Here is a 20,600-nt window from a genome sequence, read left to right on the forward strand (position 1 = left end):
GTGGCCGCCCCGCAATATCGCTCAGTCGAGCCGGCGCTTGCGGAAGCTTGAGGGCGTTTCCCCGGCAAAATTGCGAAAAGCGCGGTTGAAATGGCTCTGACTGGTAAAGCCGAGCATGTCGGCGATCTGGCTCATCGGCGTCTCCGACTGGCTCAGCATCTGCTGCGCCCGCTCCAGCCGGGCCTTGAGCACATATTGATGCGGGCTCATGCCCGTCGCGCGTTTGAAGACGCGACAGAAATGGGACGGCGTGATGCCCGCCTGCGCCGCCATGTCCTCCAGGCTATGCTCCGCTTCGGGACGTTCGGCCACCGCATTCATCACATGATGGATGCGATAGGAGGAAAAGGCCGAGGTCGGAAACCCACTGCTCGCGGTGGTGGCCGGACCGCGCAGCATATGCGCCTTGAGCGCGTCGATCATCGCCGACACATATATGTCGCGCGCGCCCGATGCGGGGCGATAGAGTTCGGCCAGTATCTGCCGCGCCAGGGCAGCCCCCAACGGATCGGAAAAGGCGAAGCGCATCCGCGAGAACTGGTCGAACACCGACGCAGCCCGCAAATCCCCGGAATCGATGCTGAGCGTCACGACGTCCAGTTCCCCATCGACCAGCCAGCGCGTCGCCATGGTCGCGGGCACGATCGTCGCGGCGCCGGGATAGGAAGCGGTCTCGCTCCACCCGTCCCGCTCCCAGGTTCGTACATTGGTCTTGCCCGCCAACTGGACGACGAACATCGGATCGGGCAGCGCCGGCAGGGTATAGCTGCCCACAAACTGGCGCCAGCGGCTGAACCGCCAGGCGCCGTCGCTGGACGCAAGCTTGACCTCCGGCTCCCGCTTCAGCGTATCGGCGATGATCGCCTCGGCGTGCCACTTGTGCTGGTGCACGATCCCTGTTCCTCTCACCATGCGATCGATATCTGCCGATGGAGGCGGCCCGTCGCCATCAAAGGATGGAGAGCATGACGGCCGCGCACAAGAGGCGAAGAGAGGAAACCGCGCAAATCGGCGCATCGGCACGAGAGGCGCGCGCCATGCAGGCCGCCCCTGCCACGCGCGGCCGACGCGTCGCTCTTCCCGTCACGCTATCGCCCGGTCCAGCGCGGCGCGCGCTTTTCGGCGAAGGCCAGCGGTCCCTCGACATGGTCCTGCGACGCCAGCATCCGCCGCATGGCGGGATAATCCCACTGCGCGACGATCGCCTTGTCCACCGGCTCGGTCAGACCCTTGCGCACCGCCTCCTTGGTCGCCTGCACCGACAGCGGGCTGCAGGCCAGTATCTCGGCCGCCCAACGCCGGGCCACGTCCATGACGTCGCCTTCCGCGACCTCGTTGACAAAACCCAGCTCCGCGCCTTCTCGCGCACTTACCCGGCGGCCCGTTAAAACCATGCCCATCGCATGGTGCAGCCCGATCGCGCGCGGCAGGCGATGCAGCCCGCCCGCCAGCGCCGCAATCCCCACCCGCGTTTCGGGCAGCGCGAACATGGCATGGGTGGACGCGACGACAATGTCGCAGGCCAGCGCGATTTCGAACCCGCCGCCCATCGCCACGCCGTTGACCGCCGCGATCACCGGCTTGTTCAGGTCGAACCGGGCGGTCAGGCCGGCAAAGCCGCTCGGCGGCGTTGCCATGCCGCCACCCGACGCCTGCTGCTTCAGGTCGTGCCCGGCGCAAAAGGCCTTTTCCCCGGCGCCGGTGATGATGGCCACCCATTGGTCGTCATCGGCGGCGAAATCGTCGAATGCCGCGGCCAATTCTTCATGGGCTGCCGTATTGAGCGCATTGTGTGATGCTGGGCGGTTGATCGTGATGATCGTCAGCGGGCCTTCCCGCTCCACGCGGATATAGTCCATCCGGGTCATTTCGCCGCCATCCGGATCGCGCCGTCCAGCCGGATCACCTCCCCGTTGAGCATCGGGTTGCCGATGATATGCTCGACGAGCGCGGCAAATTCTTCCGGCTGCCCCAGGCGATTGGGAAAGGGCACCTGGCGTCCCAGCGAATCCAGCGCTTCTTGCGGCAACGTCGCGAGTTGCGGGGTCCAGAATATACCCGGCGCGATCGTCATCACGCGAATGCCGTGGCGGGCGAATTCGCGCGCGATCGGCAATGTCATGCCGACGATGCCGCCTTTCGATGCGGCATAGGCCGCCTGACCGATCTGGCCATCATAGGCCGCGACGCTGGCGGTGTTGACGATCACGCCGCGTTCCTCCCCCAACGCATCGGCATCATGGATGCGCGCGGCAAATTTGGACAGGACGTTGAAACTGCCCGCCAGGTTGACCGTCAATATCTTACTGAAATGGGCGAGCGACATCGCATTGCCGTTGCGATCGATGATCTTTTCCGGCGCGCCGATACCCGCGCAATTCACAAGGATACGGGCCTTGCCATGCCAGGATTCCGCCTGGTCCAGCGCTGCTTCGACAACAGGCTCGTCGGCAACATCCAGGGCAATGCTCCGCCCGCCGATCGCCTTGGCATGGGCTTGGCCCAAGTCGGCGTTGAGATCGAAGATGGTGACCCTGGCACCGGCGCGTGCGAGCATTGCGGCGGTGGCGCCGCCCAGCCCGGAAGCACCGCCGGTCACGATCGCTGCCAGCCCGTCAATCAGCATGGGACATGTCTCTTCCGGCCTTATGGAGCGGGGATGCTGCATATGTAATGACGCATCTAGCGGTGGGGGCGACGGTCGCGCCTGGCTGTGCCGGATATCGCAAAATCTCTCCTCCTTCGGACCTTGATGGTCGCTGGCTTGTCTGGCGGTTTAGTCGAAGCGCGCTCGTCAGGCTTTACACAGAGATGTTCTGCTTTTTGACATTTCTTGCGCATCGCTTGCCTCCCGCGGCACGATACGGCTTTTCAGGTTCGACAGACGCACGGAAGGCGACAGCTCGACGGCGCCATAGCGAGGCAGCGGACTCCCGAAGGGCGGTCGCGCCCGACAGGAGAGGCCGACATCCATGCACCCCATGCACCATGCCCTTGCATATCCCGACAAGCCTGCCTGCATCATGGCCGAAACGGGCAAGGTGCTGAGCTATCGGGCGCTCGACGCGGCATCGAACCGCTGCGCGCATATGTTGCGGCGACTCGGCTTGCAGCGGGGCGATGTGATCGCGGTAATGCTGAACAATGAAATGGCGGTGTTTCCCATTGCCTGGGCCGCACAGCGCGCAGGTCTCTATCTCACCAGCATCTCGACCAAGCTCAGCGCCGACGATCTCGACTATATCATCACGGATTCCGACGCCCGGCTGCTGATCGTTTCCGATTCACTCGCGCCGCTCGCGCAGCAGGCGCTTGCGGCCAGGCCTGCGCTTGCGGCCTACAGCGTCCATGGCGAGGCGGGCGGCCTTCCCGGCTGGATCGCGGCCTGCGCCGCTTGCCCCGCCACGGCGATCACCGACGAAAGCGCAGGCACGGAGATGCTCTATTCTTCCGGCACCACCGGCCGTCCCAAAGGCGTGAAACCGACCCTGCCCGACGGGCCGCTGGACGCGGAAATTCCGCTCGTCGCCATGGGGCGCACCCTTTACGCCATGGATGAGGACATGATCTATCTGTCCACTTCCCCCCTTTATCATGCGGCGCCCCTGCGCTGGGCGATGACGGTGCAGCGTTTCGGCGGCACCGTGGTCCTGATGGACCGCTTCGATGCGGAGGCTGCGCTTGCCCATATCCAGGACTATCGCATCACCCATGCGACCTGGGTGCCCACCCACCTGATCCGCTTGCTCAAACTGCCGGAGGCGGTGCGGGGGCGCTATGACAGCGGCTCGCTGGTGGCGGTCATTCACGCCGCAGCCCCCTGCCCGGTGCCGGTGAAACAGGCGATGATCGATTGGTGGGGACCGATCGTGCATGAATATTATTCCGGCACGGAAACCTGCGGTATCACCGCCTTGTCGTCCGCCGAATGGCTGGAACGCCCCGGATCGGTCGGACGAGCGATATTGGGGACGGTCAAGATCCTCGATGCCGCGGGCCGGGAACTGCCCCCCGGCGAAACGGGCGACGTCTATTTCGCCGACGGCCCGCGCTTCGAATATCATAATGACCCGGACAAGACCGCCAAGGCCTATAATAGCCGGGGTTGGGCAACGCTGGGGGACATCGGCCATGTCGATGCGGACGGCTATCTCTATCTGACCGACCGCAGGAATTTCATGATCATATCGGGTGGTGTTAACATCTATCCGCAGGAAATCGAAAATTGCCTGATCACCCACCCCAAAGTCGCGGACGTGGCGGTCATCGGCGAACCGAACGAGGATCTGGGCGAGATGGTGATCGCGGTCGTCCAGCCCGCGCCGGGCGTGACCGGCGATAACAGCCTGTCCAGCGAGTTGGCGGCCTATGTCCGCAAGGCGCTGGGTGGCGTGAAGACACCGCGGCGATTCGATTTCCGCGATCAGCTTCCTCGCGAACCCACGGGCAAATTGCTCAAGGCCAAACTGGTTGCCGAATATCGGCGACAGGCCAGGACGGCGTCACCATAGCCGCCGTGCCCGCACCAGATGCAGGAGGAAAACGGGGACGCCGAGGAAGGCGGTGAGGACACCGAGCTTAAGTTCATTATAGGTCGGGATCAGGCGCACCGCGATGTCCGCCAGCGTCAGCAGTGCCGCCCCCGCCAGCAATGAGGGCAGCAGGATCGACGAGGGGCTGCGATCGGTCAGCGGCCGCACCAGATGAGGCACGATCAGCCCCACAAAGCCGATCGAGCCGGCGACCGCCACCGCGCCGCCGACACCGATGCCGACGCCCAGCAACAGGCGCAACCGGGTGCGCTGCAGGTTGACGCCGAGCGCCTGCGCGCCCTCCTCCCCCAGTGTCAGGGCATCAAGTGCGCGGGAGTCGAGCAGGAGCAGCACCGCGCCGCAGGCGATGCAGGGCAGCGCGATCCAGACATGCTCGACCGATCGGTTCTCGATCGATCCGAGCAGCCAGGCGGTGATCTCCATGGCGGCGAAGGGATTTTCAGACAGGTTGAGGGCGAGGCTGATGCCCGCGCTCGCCAGCGCAGAGATCGCGATGCCGGCGAGAATGAGGCTGAGCGGGCTTTCGGCGCGCCCCGCCAAGGCGAACAGCAGCAGCAGGGCGAGCAGGCCGGACCCGATCGCCAGCAATGGCAGAAGCAGGATATGCAGTTCGGACAGCCCGAAATAGAGGGCGCCGACGGCCCCCAGCGCCGCGGCGTTGGATGCGCCCAGCACCGACGGTTCGGCCAGCGGGTTGCGTAAATAACCCTGCAACGCCGCGCCTGCGAGGCCGAGCATGCCGCCCACGGCCAGGCTGAGCAAGACGCGTGGCAGCCGCAGGGTGAACAGGATCGCGGTCGCGATCCGGTCGCCATGGCCGGTCGCTGCCGCCAGCAGCCGCGCCGGATCGATGGCCGCCGATCCCACGCCCAGCGAGGCGATGCCGGCCAGGATCGTCAAGACCAGGAGAATGAGCAGTAGCACGCGCCGGCGCGCGTCGAACGGGTGGAAGTCGGACAATGGCACCTCGCAGTGGATCGGTGGTCCCCGTCACGCTTGTGTCCCGGGGTCGTGTAAGTCATGGGGCGGCTATGATACTGGGACTAAGGAAATCCTCGTCCGCCGCACTGGCGGCGATTTTGTTCGCGCTGGCGGCGGGCAGTCTTCTGGCTGGTTCGGCGCCCGCATCGCGAACCGGGGACACCGCCGCACCGCAGCGGATCGTGTCGCTGAACCTGTGTGCAGACCAATATCTGATCGCGCTGGCCGATCGTGCGCAGATTGCGGGTCTGACCCGGAACGCTAACAATGCGGCCATGTCCGCAGCCGCGGCGCAAACGCGCGGCCTGCCCATCCTGACAGGTTCCGCGGAAGAAGTTCTGGCCATCGATCCCGATCTGGTGATCGGCGCGCCGGCCAGGCGCGGCGGGATGATGGCGGCGCTGTCGGGCGCACATTATCATACCCTGGATCTGAAGCCCGCCGGCAGCTACACCGGCATCGTCACGCAAATCCGCGCCGTCGCAAAGGCGGTCGGCCATGTCGATCGCGGCGAGGCGCTGATCGCGCGGATGGACCGGGATCTCGCCGCCATCGCCCGTCCCCGCCGGTCCGGCGTCGCGGCCTATTATCAGCGGCGCGGTTTCCTGACCGGGACGGGCACGCTGATCGACGACCTGATGACCCGCGCCGGGCTGGTCAATCTGGCCGGCAAGCTCGGCAAGCCGGTCCTGTCGCAACTCACGCTCGAAGAGTTGATGGTCGCCCAGCCCGACTATCTGCTGATCGAAAGCGGCTCCGAACATGTGGTCGATCAGGGTACGGAGATGCTGCGCCACCCGCTGTTGAAGGACATCAAGCGGCTGCGCCTGCCCCAGGCCTGGACCGTCTGTGGCGGGCCGGCTTATGTCGATGCCGTTCGCAGCCTGGTGAACCAGATCGACCATCGGCTTTAAAATTCGATGCCGGGCTGCGCCTTGACGCCCTGTTCGCGAAACGGATGTTTCACCAGCGTCATCTCCGTCACCAGATCGGCGGCTTCGACCAGCGCTTCGGGCGCGTTGCGGCCGGTGACGATGACATGCTTCATCTCCGACCTGCCCTTGAGAACCGCCAGCACCTCGTCGAGGGGGAGATAATCGTAGCGCAGGACGATATTGAGTTCGTCGGCCAGCACCAGATGATAGGCCGGGTCGGCGATCATGCGCTTGACCTGATCCCAGGCTTTGCCTGCCGAAGCAATGTCTTGCGCCCGGTTCTGCGTATCCCAGGTGAAGCCGTCGCCCATGGCCATGAATTCGACCTGATCTGGGAAACGATCGAACACGGCCTTCTCGCCCGTCTCCATCGCACCCTTCACGAACTGGACCACGCCGACCTTCTTGCCATGGCCGATGGCGCGCACCACCATGCCCAGCGCCGCGGTCGTCTTGCCCTTCCCCTTGCCGGTGTGGACGATCAGCAGGCCCTTTTCGACCGTCTTGCCCGCGACGATCCGGTCGTGCGCGGCCTGCTTCTTCTTCATCTTTTCGGCATGTTGTTCGTCGGTCCGTTCGGCCATCGTCATCCTCCTGCAAGCTGGGCGAGCAACAGGCCCGCGCTGTTCGATCTGGGTTTCCACATGCCGCGCTGCAGCGCTTCGGCCAGGCGTGCCGCGGTTTCGCGCAGCGCGGCCGGATTGGCCTCCGCCAGGAAGGCACGCACGGCTTCATCCTCGATGAAGGCGGCATGGACTGCGTCGAAATGATGATCGCGCACGGCATGGGTCGTGGCGGCGAAGGCGAACAGATAGTCGACCGACGCGGCGATCTCGAACGCGCCCTTGTACCCGTGGCGCATCACGCCCGCGATCCATTTGGGATTGGTGACGCGGGCGCGGACCACCCGGCCGATCTCGTCCTCCAGCGTGCGAACGACAGGGCGCTCGGGCCGGCTATGGTCGTTATGATAGGCGCGCGGCCGCTTGCCCGACAGATGCTCGACGGCGGACGCGATGCCGCCCTCGAACTGGTAATAATCGTCGCTGTCGAGCAGGTCATGCTCGCGATTGTCCTGATTCTGCACCACGGCGTCGGCCTGGGCCAGCCGCGTGGCGAACAGGTCGCGCGCAACGTCGCCCTCCACCCCTGCCCCATAGGCATAGCCGCCCCAGTCGAGATAGACGTTGGCGAGATCGGCGCGGTCGTGCCAGATTTTCTCGTCGATCATCACCTGAAGGCCCCCGCCATAGGCGCCCGGCTTCGATCCGAACACGCGAAAGCCCGCGCGCAGGGCGGCCGCCTTCGCGTCATGGCCGGCGTCGATCAGTTGCGCCGTCTCACGGCGGTGGCGGGCGGCGGCGGGATTGTCCTCGTCCGGCTCGTCCAGCGCCATCACGGCGCGCGCTGCGGAATCGAGCAGGTCGATCTGTTCGGGGAAAGCATCGCGGAAGAAGCCGGAGACGCGGAAGGTGACATCGACGCGCGGGCGGTTGAGTTCGGCGATCTTCATCACCTCGAAACCGATCACGCGGCCCGACGTCCAGTCCCAGCGCGGCCGCACGCCCATCAGCGCCAGGGCCTGGGCGATGTCGTCGCCGCCGGTGCGCATATTGGCCGTGCCCCAGGCGGACAACGCCATGGCCCTTGGATATTCGCCTTCGCGCTGGAGATAATCGTCCACCAGCAGTTGCGCCGAGCGGCGGCCAAGCTCCCATGCCGTGGCGGTCGGCACGGACCGGGTGTCGACCGAATAGAAGTTGCGGCCGGTCGGCAGCACGTCGGGGCGCCCGCGCGTGGGCGCGCCGGAGGGACCGGGCAACAGGAAACGCCCGTCCAGGCCAGCCAGCAGCGCACCCTTTTCGGCGGGGCCGCAACGGTCCACGCGGCCGGCGAGATCGCCCCGCAGCGAACGCATAACGGTCTGCGACGCCGGGCCGGGCGCTGTCGCACCCTCGACCAGCGCGACGGCCAGCAGTTCGAGCCGTTCGATCGTGTCGCCATGGCTGCGCCAGGGCGCATCGCTCACCGCTGCCAGCACGGCCGGTCGGGGGCCGGTCCAGCCGTCGCCCATCCGGCAATCGAGCGGATCGAAGCCAAGGTCCAGATCGTCGGCCATGGCGCGGAGCAGCGACGCCTGGCTCGCCTCGTCATAGCCGCGCGGGGTGCGGGACAGGGCGATGAGCAAGTCCGTACGCAGCCGGCCGGTCGGCGATCGCATGAAGATGTGCAGCCCGTCGCGTATCTGCATCTCCTTCAATTCGCACAAATAATTGTCGAGAGCCGCGAGCGCGTCATCGCCATCCCCAACGGCCCCGGCATCGGCGTCCAGTCCCTGCGACCGGGCGAGATCGAGAATTTCGGCTTTCAGATGCTGGATGCGGCGCGGGTCCATGCCGGCGGCGAGATAATATTCATCGACCAGCGCTTCGAGCGCCTTCAACGGGCCATAGCTTTCCGCGCGCGTCAGCGGCGGGGTGAGATGATCGATGATCGCCGCGCCGATGCGGCGCTTCGCCTGCGTTCCTTCGCCCGGATCGTTGACGATGAAAGGATAGAGTTGCGGCACCGGCCCGGCGCAGATTTCCGGGAAGCAGGTGTCGGACAGGGCCAGCGCCTTGCCCGGCAGCCATTCCAGATTGCCATGCTTGCCGACATGGACGACAGCCTGCGCGCCGAAATCCTGGTTCAGCCAGAAATGAAAGGCCAGATAGCCATGCGGCGGGACCAGCGCCGGGTCATGATAGCTGGTCTTGGGATCGATATTATACCCGCGCGCGGGCTGCACTGCGACGACGATATGGCCGAAGCGATGGGCGGGCAGATGAAAGGCGTCGTCGCGCACGAACGGATCGTCGGCAGGCGCGCCCCATCGCGCCGTCACCGCGTCACGCACCGACGCGGGCAGCGCATCGAACATCCTGCGATAATCGCCAACGGGCAGGCGGACTTCGGGCAGGCGATCCAGCGACGCGCGGGCGTTGGTGACGCCGCCGAGCAGGATCGCCATCAGCCCCGCGCCGTCCACGGGCGCATCGCCGACATGATAGCCCGCTTCGCGCAGGGCGGCGAGAATCGCGGCTGCGCTGGCCGGCGTGTCGAGGCCGACGCCATTGCCCAGCCGACCGTCGCGATTGGGATAGTTGGCGAGAATGAGCGCAACGCGCCGATCCGAGGCGGGCGTGCGCCGCAATGCCGCCCAATTGGCGGCAAGATCGGCGACGAAAGCGACGCGATCAGGGGCAACGCGCGGCACCACGATGCCGCATTGGGTCCGGGCATCGAAACGCTCGGCCGCCTTGAAGGCGACGGCGCGGGTGAACAGGCGCCCGTCAATCTCGGGCAGGGCGACGTTCATCGCCAGGTCGCGGGGGCCAAGGCCGCGCGGACTGTCGGCCCAGTTCGCCTGTTCGACCCCCGCGAACACGGTCTGGAGGATCGGACAATCCGCGGTTTCGAGGACCGACGGCGTCCGCCTGTCGCCGGGCGAGGAAGCGGCGAAGGCGGTGGCGTTCAGAATGATGTCGGGCCGGATTTCAGCGATCAGGCTGCGCAGCCAGTCGATCGCGAACGGCTCGCGCAGCGCCCGCACATGGACGGCGACGACGTTCAGCCCGCGTCCCTTCAGCGCGGCGACGAGCGCATCGACGGCATCGAGCGTACCGGCGATCATCAGCGCGCGATAGAAGCAGAGGAGCGCGACGGGCTGTCCCGCGCGCCATCCTGTCCGCACATCGTCCAGCGTAGGCCGTTCCATACCCGCCAGATAGAGACCGGCGTCGGCGACCGGCACCGGATCGTCCGGCACGCCGATATCCGCGCCGATCAGCCGCGCGGCATGGCGCAGGAAGCCGACCGCATTGGCGACGCCGCCCTGCCGCAGATAGTCGCGGAGCCGTTCGCTGACCGCCACCGGCAGCGTCGCGGCGGCATCGAGCGACGGATCGGGTTCGCGCCCATCGGCGATCGCGGCGAACGCAATCCCCCTTTCGCGCGCCACCCGCGCGATCTCGTCGACGCCATAGGACCAGTAGGCCTTGCCCCCCAGCAGCACCACGCACACGAAACGCGCATGGGCGATCACCTTTTCGACGTAGAGATCGACCGAATAGGGATGCTTGAGCTGGAGCAGGTTGGCCAGCCGGATCGACGGCGCATCCTCACCCAGCAGGGCCGCCGCTTGGGCGAAACAGGCCAGCTCGCTGTCCGCCACGGTCAGGAACACGATCTCGCCCGGCGATTGATCGAGGTCGATCGCCTCCTCGCCATTGGAGACGGTTCCCGGCGTAGCGGCCAGCAAATGCATCAGGCGAAGGCCGCGCGAAGGGCGCTGTCGATGGCGGCCTGATTCAGCCCCTTCTGCCCGATCACCACCAGTTGTGACAGGCGCGACTCCTCCGCTTTCCAGGCGCGGTCGAAATAATGCTGGATGCGGGGACCGACCGCCTGGACGACCAACCGTGCCGGGCGCCCGGCGACGGCGACCATGCCCTTGATGCGCAGGATATCATGCGCCTCGATCAACGGGGCCATGGCCTGCACCAGCGCATCCACGCCCGCAATCTCGCCGCCGGTGACGACGAAGCTGTCGAAATCGTCATGGTCATGATCGGGGTCGCCGTCATGGTGCGATGGCCGCGCGTCGATATCCTCTTCCGCTTCGGCGAACAGGCCGAGCAGGACGCCGGCATCGATCGCGCCATGATCGGTCCGCACGATCTTCACCCCACTACGGATATCCTTGCCTATGTCGCCCTCGATCCGGGTCAGCGCGTCAGCATCGACCATGTCGGCCTTGTTGAGGATGACGAGGTCCGCGCAGGCGAGCTGGTCTTCGTATAGTTCCTCCAGCGGACTGTCATGGTCGAGCGAGGGGTCGGCCGCCCGCGCCAGCGCCAGCGCGGCTTCGTCGGCGGCGAAGCGCCCGGCGGCGACCGCATCGGCGTCGATCAGCGCCACGACGCCATCCACGGTCGCGCGGGTGCGGATTTCGGGCCACTGGAACGCCTTCACCAGCGGCTTGGGCAGCGCCAGGCCGGACGTTTCGATGATGATATGGTCTGGCGGATTGGCGCGGTCGAGCAGCTTGAGCATGGTCGGCAGGAAATCGTCGGCCACGGTGCAGCAGATGCAGCCATTGGCCAGTTCGACGATATCGTCCTCCGGGCACGCCTCGTCATTGCATCCGCGCAGCAGCGCGCCGTCCACGCCGACATCGCCGAACTCGTTGACGATCAGCGCCAGCCTGCGGCCCTTGGCATTGTGCAGCAGGTGCCGGATCAACGTCGTCTTGCCCGCCCCCAGAAAGCCTGTGATGACGGTGGTCGGGATCTTGCTCACGCTTCTTCTCCTTCAAGCGCCATGGGATTCATGCGCGCGAAGGGGCGATCGGCATCGCCGAGCCTGATAATGGCCATGTCTACCCCCGCTGCACCTGAGCGATATCTCGGGCGGGGGCGTGCCGGACGCGAACGAACGGTCGATGCGCGGCGACGAGCAGGCGCATGGAGCCCGTCAGCGCGCACCGATGCGGCCCCAGCCACATGGGTTCGTCGCTCAGACGGCGTTCACCGTGCCCCGGCCATCCCCTGGACCAAAGCAAGAGCGACCAGACGCCGGCAGGTCTCCTGGCTCGCGGGTCATCGCTTGATGCACGCCTTCCCAGGCCTCGCAGGATTTAGCGTCCGGCCCAGTGGCTGCTCCCCTGGAAAGGGAGCGATGTGCATCGCGCTCGCCGCTTACAGTTGCAGGGACAGCTGCGGATTTGGATGAGCGCCCTCGTCGAGGGACCGCCACCCGCACCGCCTTCCCATTTTAATCCCCTTGCGGGGAACCGGCGCGATCAGTCATCGAAGGGGGCTTGCGGCTCCCCGGATGCGGTCGGCGATACCGGCTGCCGGGGCCGTCCGCAAGCCCTCAGTGCGGTGCGATCGCCTGAAGCCGCCAGATGCGGTTGAAGGACAGGCGAACGGCGGATAGCGGCGCAATGTCGATGGCAGGCGTCGTCACGAGCGGAAAGCCCAGCGCGTGCGCCAGCGCGGCGCGGATCGTCATGGCATGGCTGATGGCGCAGACGCATCCGGGCGACTGCGCGATTCCGTCCAGCCAGCCGCCTACCCGCTGTCGCACCGATTCCATGGTCTCACCATCCGCGGTGCCCTGCGTCGGATCGGCGATCCAGTCGGACAGGGCGGCCGGTTCGGCGGCGAAAAGGTCGGCAAACGACCGGCCCGACCAGCGCCCGGCATCCATGTCCACCAACGCGACCTCGACCGAGGCGTCCAGCCCCATCGCCTGGGCAGTCTGCGCGGCGGCGCGGGACGGGCTGCAAAGGACATGGTTGTCGAAACCCGGCGGCAGGCGGCAGGCGGCGGCATCATGCGCGCCGCGTGCGTCCAGGCCCTCGTCCAGCGCCGGAAAGCCGCCGATCCGGCTGGACGGCGTGGACGCCGCGCATAGGAGAAGGAGGGATGTAGCCAGCGGAACCTCCGGGAGATGTTGACGTCGCGCCATCGCGCACCCTAAACAGCGCGGGCATCAGGAAGAAGAAGCCGGTGAGATTCCGGCGCGGTCGCGCCACTGTTATCGACGTACAAGGTCGAGAGCCAGACCTTCTTCCTGAACATATTATCTCTCGCGGGACGCGCAATCCCCTATAGGAGTACGGATCATGGCAACCACTGCCGCACTGCTCGACGACCATTTCATTCCTGTCCAGGGTGGCTCCGCCATCCCGATCGAGGACATCGCGCCCTGGGCCGTATTCGGCACGCTGATCGCGCTCATCTTCCTCTATTTCGTCAGCACCGAACAGGGCGCCTTCGCCTTGTTCGGCGGCATGTATGTGCATGAATTCGTCCATGACGGGCGCCATCTGCTCGGCTTCCCCTGCCACTGATCGCCGGCGATGACCAAAAGTCTTTTGTGGCGCGGAATGCTGGCCGGCATTCTCGCGGCCCTCGTCGCGACGATGTTCGCGCGCGTGATCGCGGAGCCCCAGATCGATCTCGCCATTGGCTATGAGCATGTCCATGCGGCGCATCATGCGGACACACCTGCGAATGGGCAGGAAGAGGAGCTGGTAAGCCGGGCGACGCAGAAGGGCGCGGGCCTCCTGACCGCGCTGGCGCTTTACGGCGCGGCGGTCGGCGGCATTTTCGCACTCATATTCGCCTATGGTTATGGACGCTTCGGCCGCATTGGCCCGCGCAGCTTCGCCCTGTTGCTCGCCGGGATCGCCATTCTGCTGATCGTGATCGTGCCGGGGATCAAATATCCCCAGACGCCGCCGGCCGTGGGCCAGCATGACACTGTGGGCCTGCGCACCGCCGCCTATTTCGCCATGATCGCCCTGTCGGTGGGCGGCGCGGTGATCGCCGCGAAGATCCGAAGCGCGCTCGCTCGATCCTGTCGTGGCATCGACGCGATGTTGCTCGCAATGGCGGCTTATGTCGCGATGGTCGTGCTGGGCCAGTTTCTGCTGCCCAGCGTCGATGAAGTACCAGCCGATTTCCCGGCGACCTTGCTCTGGCATTTCCGCCTCGCCTCGATCGCGACCCAACTGATCCTGTGGGCCACGATCGGGATCGTCTTCGGCCTGTCGGCGGAACGGGTCATGATTCGCCGATAATCATGTCGCCAGCATCTGGCCGATAGACGTATCGAAATGGCGGTCGATCGCGGCGGCGGCGGCGGTGGGGTCGCGGTCGACGATCGCCTGCGCCAGGTCGAGGTGACAGGCGATGATGTCCTGCCGCTGGGTATCGGTCCGGCGGGTTTCCCAGGCGCGCGGCACCGCCGTTTCCATCAGCGGCGCGAAGGACCGCATGATCTGCGCGAAGAGCAGGTTCGACGCCGCTTCGGCAATCGCATTGTGGAGCGCGATATCGAGCCGGGTCACCTGCGCCATGTCGTCGCACTCCTGCGCCATCGCCTGCGCTATGGCCAAAATCTCGGCAGCCTGCGCGTCGGTGCGGCGCTGCGCGGCAAGCGCGGCGATCCGCAGTTCGAGCGTGCGCCGCACGTCCCACACATCGGCGACGCTGACCTGCTCGGTCGATACCGCATGGTCGAGCGAAGCCCCCATCACCGATCCATCGATGGCCCCGACCCGCGCGCGGCGGCCATTGCCAACGTCGATCAGGTGCAAGGCGGCAAGCGCTCCAAAGGCTTCCCGCATCACCGCGCGGCTAACCCCCAGGCTGGTGGCGAAGGCGCCTTCGCCCGGCAGCGTGTCGCCGACCCGCAGGCTATGGGCGCGGATATGGTCGCGCACGGCCTGGATGGCGCGTTCGACCAGCGACCCGCCATCGTCGATCGCCCGGCTGGTCATGCCGCCAGTCGCTCCGCACGATACAGCGTCGGCGCGACGCCGAAATGGCGGGCGAAGGCGCGGGTGAAGCTGGCATTGTTGAGATAGCCGCAACGATAGCCGATCGACGACACCGGCAATTCGGTCGCCACCAGCATTTCCCCCGCCCGGTCGAGCCGCTGCGCCGTGATGGCGTCGGCGACCGAACTGCCGAACATGTCGCGGAAGCCGCGGGTCAGCTTGGCGCGGTTGAGGCCGCAGGCGCGGGCGATGCCGTCCAGCGTCAGCTTTTCCGCCCAGCGATCCTCGATCATGCGCCGCGCCGTCAGCAGCCTTTCGCTGTCGGCCCGCGACAGCAGCGCATCCTGCCCGATCGGCACGAACCCGTCTTCGCGCCCGGCGCGCAGAAGCTCGCAGAACAGTTCGATGCTCTTGGCCAGCCGATAGGGCGCGGCGGCCGCGTCGTGAAGGCGGCAATCGCGGATGGCGAGCGCGATCGCGCGGAGCGGCGAGGGCAGATAATAAGCAACGCCCGGCGCGAACGGCACCGCCCCGTCGGCCACCCGCGCGCAGGCGTCCGGCGCGACCAGCAGGATCAGGCGGCTGCCCGGATCGTCGTTCAGGTCGGCGAGCGTGGGATGCTCGACCAGCCGGACCGACGCCGAGTGCCCCACCGCGCCGAAACCGAGCAGGAAAGCTACGGAGAGGCCCGCATCATTGGCCAGCGTGGCGATGCCTGGCCCGACCAGCGCGATCATCTCGGGCGACACACTGATTCGATCCATGGCCATCTTCTCCTTGCTCACATACTGACCTATCAGACAGCTTTTGGCAATAGCTATCAGATAGGTCTGTCCGGCGCGCGACGCATAGCCCGCCAGAAGGCGGTGACCGAGACGATGCTGACCGACACGCCGACCGTCGCAAGGCCTCCGCCCAGATGCGCTTCGCCGCCGAGCAAGCCGCTGATCGCCGTCACCAATGTCGGCGCGACGCCGAAGCCGATCAGGCCGGCGATGGCGATGAAGGCGCCGATGCACAGGCCGCGCAATTCGTTAGGCAGCAATACCGTGAGCGCGACGGATGTGATCAGGCCGGTGACGGTGCCGCACAGCATCAGCGCACCCAGCGCCACGGCGAAGGAGGGGATTCCGGGCATGATCGGGAAGAGCGCGGCCGGGATGCCCAGCGCCGCCGCGATCACCGCGCCGATCAGCAGGCCGCCGCGCCGCCCGCTCTTCTGTCCGATATCGGCCGCCACGCCACCCAGCACCGATCCTGCGACTCCGGTCAGGAATATGAGGCTGCCCATCCAGCCGGCAAAGTCGGGCGGCGCCAGGCCATAGCTGCGCGACAAGACGGGCGACGCCCAGATCGCGGCCGCCGCATCGGCCATCACCACGCTGACCTGGCCTACGAACAGCGGGCCAAGAAAGGCGCGGCGCGACCAGAATTCCTGCAGAACCACGCGCCAGGGGGCATGGATGCCCGCCGCCGCCTCCCGTCGCGCCGGTTCGCGCAGCAGGAATAGGGGCAGGATCAGCGCAGCGCTGATCGCCGCAAGCGCGAAATGGGTGGCGCGCCAGGGGGTGACGCCAGCGAAAAGCGTGTCGGCGGCTGGATGTAGGAACACGCTAAGCAGCCAGCCCGCCAGCGCAAACGCCCCCGCCTGCCCCAGCGCCTTGCCCAGGGTCACGACCAGCAGCGCCCTACCCCGCTGGTGCGGCGGGCACAGGTCGGCGCAGAGCGACAGCGCCGCCGTCAAAGCGCCGGTAGTGCCGATCCCGGCGAGCATTCGCGCCATGAACAGGGTGGAGACGCTCTGCGCCACAGCGGTCAAAAGGGTGCCCATCGTCCAGATCAGCGCCAGACAGATGAGCAGGCGCAGACGATTGGTGCGATCGACCAATAACCCGATCGGCATGGAAAAGAGCAGCAGTGGCACCGCGGCGGCCACGCCCTGCACGAGCGACAATTGAAAATCGCTCAGGCCCATTTCGGCCTTGGCGCCTTCCTGCACCATGCTGAACGATCCCATCATGGTGAAACCGGCCGCCATTGCCAGCGCCAGGATCAGCAGCGGCGGCAACAGGCGCAGAAAGGATGGGGAATGAGTGAGTGTGGCGGTCATCGGGACGAGCCTTTCTGCGGCATGGCCGGTCATGGCCATGCCCCTGTCATGATGCCCGGCCGCGCCAAGGGGAGTCGACGCGGCCGGACAGTTTAGCCCCCCGGCTAAACGGCGTGATGTCAAAGGGTGAAAATCTTGCCCGGATTGAACAGGTTCTTTGGGTCGATCGCGCGCTTGATGACGCGCATCAGATCGACCGCCTCGCCCAGTTCCTCGACCAGGCAATGCTGCTTGCCGATGCCGATGCCATGTTCGCCGGTGCAGGTGCCGTCCATCGCCAGCGCCCGGTCCACCAGCCGCTGGTTGAGCGCCTCCACCTCTGCCATTTCCGCCGGTGCGTTGGGGTCGATCGAGAAGATGACGTGGAAATTGCCGTCGCCGACATGGCCCAATATCGTACCCGGCACGCTGGCGGTCGCCAGGTCCGCCTTGGTCCGGGTGATGCATTCGGCGAGGCGACTGATCGGCACGCATACGTCCGTCGCCCAACCGATCGCGCCGGGACGCTGGTTGACCGCGGCATAATAGGCCTCGTGTCGCGCCTTCCACAATCTGGAGCGTTCCTCCGGCAGGTTCGACCAGCGAAATTGCCCGCCGCCGTGCATCGCGGCGATCTCCTCCACCGTGCGCACCTGTTCCTCGACATAGGATGGCGAGCCGTGAAATTCGAAGAAGAGCGTGGTCTGTTCGGGATAGTCGAGTTTCGACCAGCGATTGACCGCGCGCATCTGCGCGTCGTCCAATATCTCGACCCGCGCCAGCGGCACGCCGATCTGGATCGACTGCACCACCGTATCCACCGCCCCTTCCAGACTCTCGAAGCTGCACACGGCCGACGAGATCGCCTCCGGGATGGCGTGGAGGCGCAGCGTCACTTCGGTGATGATGCCCAGCGTGCCTTCGCTGCCGATCATCAACCGGGTGAGGTCATAGCCCGCCGCCGACTTGCGCGCGCGCCGGGCGGTGCGGATGTCGCGACCGTCGGGGGTCACGACGCGCAGCGACAGGATCGCCTCGCGCATCGTGCCGTAGCGTACGGCATTGGTGCCCGATGCGCGGGTGGAGGCCATGCCACCCAGCGTGGCATTGGCGCCGGGGTCGATGGGGAAGAACAGGCCCTGGTCGCGCAGATGCTCGTTCAGTTGCTCGCGCCGCACGCCGGCCTGCACGGTGCAGTCGAAATCCTCGACATTCACCTGAAGGATGGCGTCCATCCGGCTGAGATCGACCGTCACCCCGCCCTGCACCGGCAGGGTGTTGCCCTCGATCGAGGTGCCAGCGCCGAAGGGGATGATCGGCACGTCGGCGGCGACGCAGAGCTTGACCAGTGCGACGACATCCTCCGTCGAACGGGCGAAGACCACAGCGTCGGGCAGGACGGGCGCGAAATGCGTCTCGCTCTGCCCATGCTGGCTGCGCACCGCCTCCCCCAGCGCCAGATTGTCGCTAAAGGCGGCGGCAAGCTGGTCGAGAACGCCGTCCGGCAGGGCCTTGCGGGGTGGGAAGGCGGGCGCGCGCATCGGATCAGAACCGGAAGCTGGCGCGCACGCCATAGCGGCGCAGGTCGCCGATGATACCCAGATCCGATGCGGGCAGGCCGGCCAGTGCCAGCGTCGTCTTCTCGATATAGGAGTCGAAATATTTCTTGTTGAACAGGTTGGTGCCGAACAGCGCCAGTTCGATGCCGTCGGTGCGGTAGGTGATCGACCCGTTGGCCAGGACATAGGATTTCAGGATCGTCGGCGTCGTCTGGTTCAGCGTCGCGGCCAGCCGCTTGCCCTTGCCGGTGAGGCCGGCGTTGAAGGTCAGGCTGCTGTCATCGCCGAGCGGCACGACATAGTCGCTCGACAGGCTGACCATCCAGTCGGGCTGGAAGGTCAGCCGATCGCTCGACAGGGTGCGGCCGGTGACGGCGGTATAAGCCGAACTGTCGGTCAGGCGGGCGTGCATGTAGGTCAGGCCGCCCGATAGCGTCCATTGCTCGACCGGCTTGAAGGCAAATTCGATTTCGGCACCATAGCTTTCGACGTCGCCGCTGTTGAGATCGACGGTGACGAGGCCGCCGGTGGAGGCCGGGGCGATCGAATTGAGGCCGATATAATCCTTGTAATCGCTGTAGAATATGTCGCCCGACAGGGTCACCCGGCGATCGGCCGACGCATATTTGGTGCCGATTTCATAGGTCCAGGCGGAATCGCCCTTATAGACGCGGATCGGCGCGGTCACGGCGTTGAAGCCGCCGCCCCGATAGCCACGCGCGACCGAGGCATAGGTCATGAGTTCGCGGTTCCAGTGGCGGGTGACCGACAGGCGCGGTTCGACCTCGTTGGACTTGAGGCCCACCCGCGACGGCGCGCCGCCATTGACGATGCCGACGGATTGCCGGTCCTCATGGTCGTAGCGCAGGCCGAGCGCCACTTCCCAATCCGCATTGGGTTTCCAGAAAGCGGTGCCGAAGGCGGCATAAGTGTCCGCCTTGGTCGCGTTCTGGGCACGATTGTTGATCGCAACCGGAAACGGCCCGGTCGGCAGCGGCAAGGTAAGCTGGATGTTGGTGAGCTGGTTCGCTCGCGTCGTCTCCCGGCTGTAGAACAGGCCGACGAGCGTTGAGAACTGGTCGCTATATTCGGTGTCGAAACGCAGTTCGAGCGTCTTGGTGCGCAGGCGGTCGGTGCTGCTCTGGCGCACGGCGGGGACGGCGGTGGTCGCGTCGCTGGGGCCGAAATCGCCGTCGGTGTCGGGCGCGCTGGTGTCGCGCGCGTCGTAGGCGGCCTGTAGCGACAGCTTGGTGTTGATCGCGTCGATCGGGGTTTCGATGCGGGCGTTGACGCCGCGATATTTGTAGGTGGTGGTGCCCAGCGTATCGAACTGGTTGTCGCGCGAATAATCGGTCGGGCCGGTGACGCGGGCATAGGGGACGTTGGCGCCCTTCACCCAGTCATAATAGCCGTTCACGATGATCGTCAGGTCTTCGCTGGGCGTGGCGCGGATGGTGCTGCTGAGCGAGTCGGTGTTGAACCGGTTCGCCTTGCCGCCGATATTGCTGTTGTTGATGAAGCCGTCCTGCTCGCGATGCGACCCGCCGACGCGGATCGCCAGCTTGTCCTGCACGATCGGGGCGGACACCGAACCAGACACCAACCAGCTATTGTCAGGCCCGGCATAGCTGGCCGCGCCGCGGGCCTCGAAAGCATTGCCCGGCTGGCGGGTGATGACGTTGATCGCCCCGCCCAGCGTGTTCTTGCCATAGAGCGTGCCCTGCGGCCCGCGCAGCACCTCGATCCGCTCGACGTCGAGCAGCGGGTTGTTGAGATAGGCGGTGTTGGGACGATAGATGCCGTCAACGAACAGGCCGACGCCGGGCTGCACCGACTGGACCAGGGTGACGCCCACGCCACGGATCGAGACGAAGGCGCGGCCTGCACCGTCGCTGGAGATGTTGAGGCCGGGGGCGAGCGCGGCGGCTTCGCGCACCGAATTGATGTTGCGCCGGGCGAGCGTGTCGCCGCTCACCGCGGTCACCGCGACCGGCACGTCGAGCAGCGTTTCCTGCCGCTTGCGCGCGGTGACGATGATGTCGGATGATCCCGCGTCGGCGGCGGGCGCCTGCTGCGCCTGTGCTGCGCAGGGCAGAGGCGCCGCGATCGCGACACCGGCAAATAAGAGGGCCTTCAACGTCATCCTGTCTC

At 66.3% G+C, this 20,600-nt stretch carries 17 protein-coding genes and 2 riboswitches; of the genes, 4 read left to right on the forward strand and 13 right to left on the reverse strand.

Features of this window, described 5'->3' with window-relative positions; all coding sequences use genetic code 11:
* Window positions 1–21 precede the first annotated feature (21 nt).
* From ABT375_RS19925 to ABT375_RS19935, 3 genes are all read right to left on the reverse strand, one after another.
* Entirely contained in the window at window positions 22–891 is an 870-nt protein-coding gene (locus ABT375_RS19925; protein ID WP_416465741.1) for a helix-turn-helix transcriptional regulator, read from the reverse strand.
* A 197-nt stretch (window positions 892–1,088) separates the two neighbouring features.
* Window positions 1,089–1,868 (reverse strand): enoyl-CoA hydratase-related protein, encoded by a 780-nt coding sequence (locus ABT375_RS19930; protein WP_416465743.1) that lies wholly within the window; start codon window positions 1,866–1,868, stop codon window positions 1,089–1,091.
* Window positions 1,865–2,626: an SDR family NAD(P)-dependent oxidoreductase gene (locus ABT375_RS19935; protein WP_416465745.1), complete on the reverse strand. Its 762-nt coding sequence runs from the start codon at window positions 2,624–2,626 to the stop codon at window positions 1,865–1,867. Before ABT375_RS19935 ends, ABT375_RS19930 begins: the two co-directional genes overlap by 4 nt.
* 346 nt (window positions 2,627–2,972) lie before the next feature.
* On the opposite strand from ABT375_RS19935, the gene ABT375_RS19940 reads away from it, so the two are divergent.
* On the forward strand, window positions 2,973–4,511 hold the full coding sequence (locus tag ABT375_RS19940) for an acyl-CoA synthetase (RefSeq protein WP_416465747.1): 1,539 nt from the start codon (window positions 2,973–2,975) through the stop codon (window positions 4,509–4,511).
* On the opposite strand, the gene ABT375_RS19945 is transcribed toward ABT375_RS19940, so the two are convergent.
* Entirely contained in the window at window positions 4,503–5,453 is a 951-nt protein-coding gene (locus ABT375_RS19945) for a FecCD family ABC transporter permease (RefSeq protein WP_411973986.1), read from the reverse strand. The two genes, ABT375_RS19940 and ABT375_RS19945, sit on opposite strands and share 9 nt — an antisense overlap.
* Window positions 5,454–5,584: 131 nt before the next feature.
* Here ABT375_RS19945 and ABT375_RS19950 point away from each other — a divergent pair, with 131 nt between their 5' ends.
* Window positions 5,585–6,448 (forward strand): ABC transporter substrate-binding protein, encoded by an 864-nt coding sequence (locus ABT375_RS19950; RefSeq protein WP_416465748.1) that lies wholly within the window; start codon window positions 5,585–5,587, stop codon window positions 6,446–6,448.
* On the opposite strand, the gene cobO is transcribed toward ABT375_RS19950, so the two are convergent.
* The 4 genes from cobO to ABT375_RS19970 form a co-directional block, all read right to left on the reverse strand.
* Window positions 6,445–7,053 (reverse strand): cob(I)yrinic acid a,c-diamide adenosyltransferase, encoded by a 609-nt coding sequence (gene cobO, locus ABT375_RS19955; RefSeq protein WP_416465750.1) that lies wholly within the window; start codon window positions 7,051–7,053, stop codon window positions 6,445–6,447. The genes ABT375_RS19950 and cobO overlap by 4 nt on opposite strands.
* Window positions 7,054–7,055: 2 nt before the next feature.
* Window positions 7,056–10,775, reverse strand: a complete 3,720-nt coding sequence (gene cobN, locus ABT375_RS19960; RefSeq protein ID WP_416465752.1) for a cobaltochelatase subunit CobN — start codon at window positions 10,773–10,775, stop codon at window positions 7,056–7,058.
* A complete protein-coding gene (gene cobW, locus ABT375_RS19965) occupies window positions 10,775–11,809 on the reverse strand; it encodes a cobalamin biosynthesis protein CobW (RefSeq protein ID WP_224546842.1) in 1,035 nt (344 codons plus the stop codon). The genes cobN and cobW overlap by 1 nt, the downstream gene beginning before the upstream one ends.
* 259 nt (window positions 11,810–12,068) lie before the next feature.
* Window positions 12,069–12,322: riboswitch (cobalamin riboswitch) on the reverse strand.
* A gap of 63 nt (window positions 12,323–12,385) precedes the next feature.
* Window positions 12,386–12,982, reverse strand: coding sequence for a histidine phosphatase family protein (locus tag ABT375_RS19970; RefSeq protein ID WP_416465754.1), 597 nt, complete (start codon window positions 12,980–12,982; stop codon window positions 12,386–12,388).
* A 24-nt stretch (window positions 12,983–13,006) separates the two neighbouring features.
* Window positions 13,007–13,091: riboswitch (adenosylcobalamin (AdoCbl) riboswitch) on the forward strand.
* 66 nt (window positions 13,092–13,157) lie between these two features.
* On the opposite strand from ABT375_RS19970, the gene ABT375_RS19975 reads away from it, so the two are divergent.
* Window positions 13,158–13,367, forward strand: coding sequence for a CbtB domain-containing protein (locus ABT375_RS19975; RefSeq protein WP_416465877.1), 210 nt, complete (start codon window positions 13,158–13,160; stop codon window positions 13,365–13,367).
* Window positions 13,368–13,376: 9 nt separating this feature from the next.
* A complete protein-coding gene (locus ABT375_RS19980; protein WP_261937294.1) occupies window positions 13,377–14,099 on the forward strand; it encodes a CbtA family protein in 723 nt (240 codons plus the stop codon).
* Here the strand turns inward: ABT375_RS19980 and ABT375_RS19985 are convergent, their stop codons facing one another.
* From ABT375_RS19985 to ABT375_RS20005, 5 genes are all read right to left on the reverse strand, one after another.
* Entirely contained in the window at window positions 14,100–14,801 is a 702-nt protein-coding gene (locus ABT375_RS19985; RefSeq protein ID WP_261937295.1) for a FadR/GntR family transcriptional regulator, read from the reverse strand.
* On the reverse strand, window positions 14,798–15,565 hold the full coding sequence (locus tag ABT375_RS19990) for a helix-turn-helix domain-containing protein (protein WP_416465757.1): 768 nt from the start codon (window positions 15,563–15,565) through the stop codon (window positions 14,798–14,800). The genes ABT375_RS19985 and ABT375_RS19990 overlap by 4 nt, the downstream gene beginning before the upstream one ends.
* 56 nt (window positions 15,566–15,621) lie before the next feature.
* Window positions 15,622–16,911, reverse strand: coding sequence for an MFS transporter (locus ABT375_RS19995; RefSeq protein WP_416465758.1), 1,290 nt, complete (start codon window positions 16,909–16,911; stop codon window positions 15,622–15,624).
* Window positions 16,912–17,030: 119 nt separating this feature from the next.
* Window positions 17,031–18,431: an FAD-linked oxidase C-terminal domain-containing protein gene (locus tag ABT375_RS20000; RefSeq protein ID WP_416465760.1), complete on the reverse strand. Its 1,401-nt coding sequence runs from the start codon at window positions 18,429–18,431 to the stop codon at window positions 17,031–17,033.
* Between the two features lie 4 nt (window positions 18,432–18,435).
* Window positions 18,436–20,592, reverse strand: coding sequence for a TonB-dependent receptor (locus ABT375_RS20005; RefSeq protein WP_416465762.1), 2,157 nt, complete (start codon window positions 20,590–20,592; stop codon window positions 18,436–18,438).
* Between the last annotated feature and the right edge of the window lie 8 nt (window positions 20,593–20,600).

It is taken from the genome of Sphingomonas sp. VDB2 (assembly GCF_047946695.1).
Classification (GTDB): domain Bacteria; phylum Pseudomonadota; class Alphaproteobacteria; order Sphingomonadales; family Sphingomonadaceae; genus Sphingobium; species Sphingobium bisphenolicum.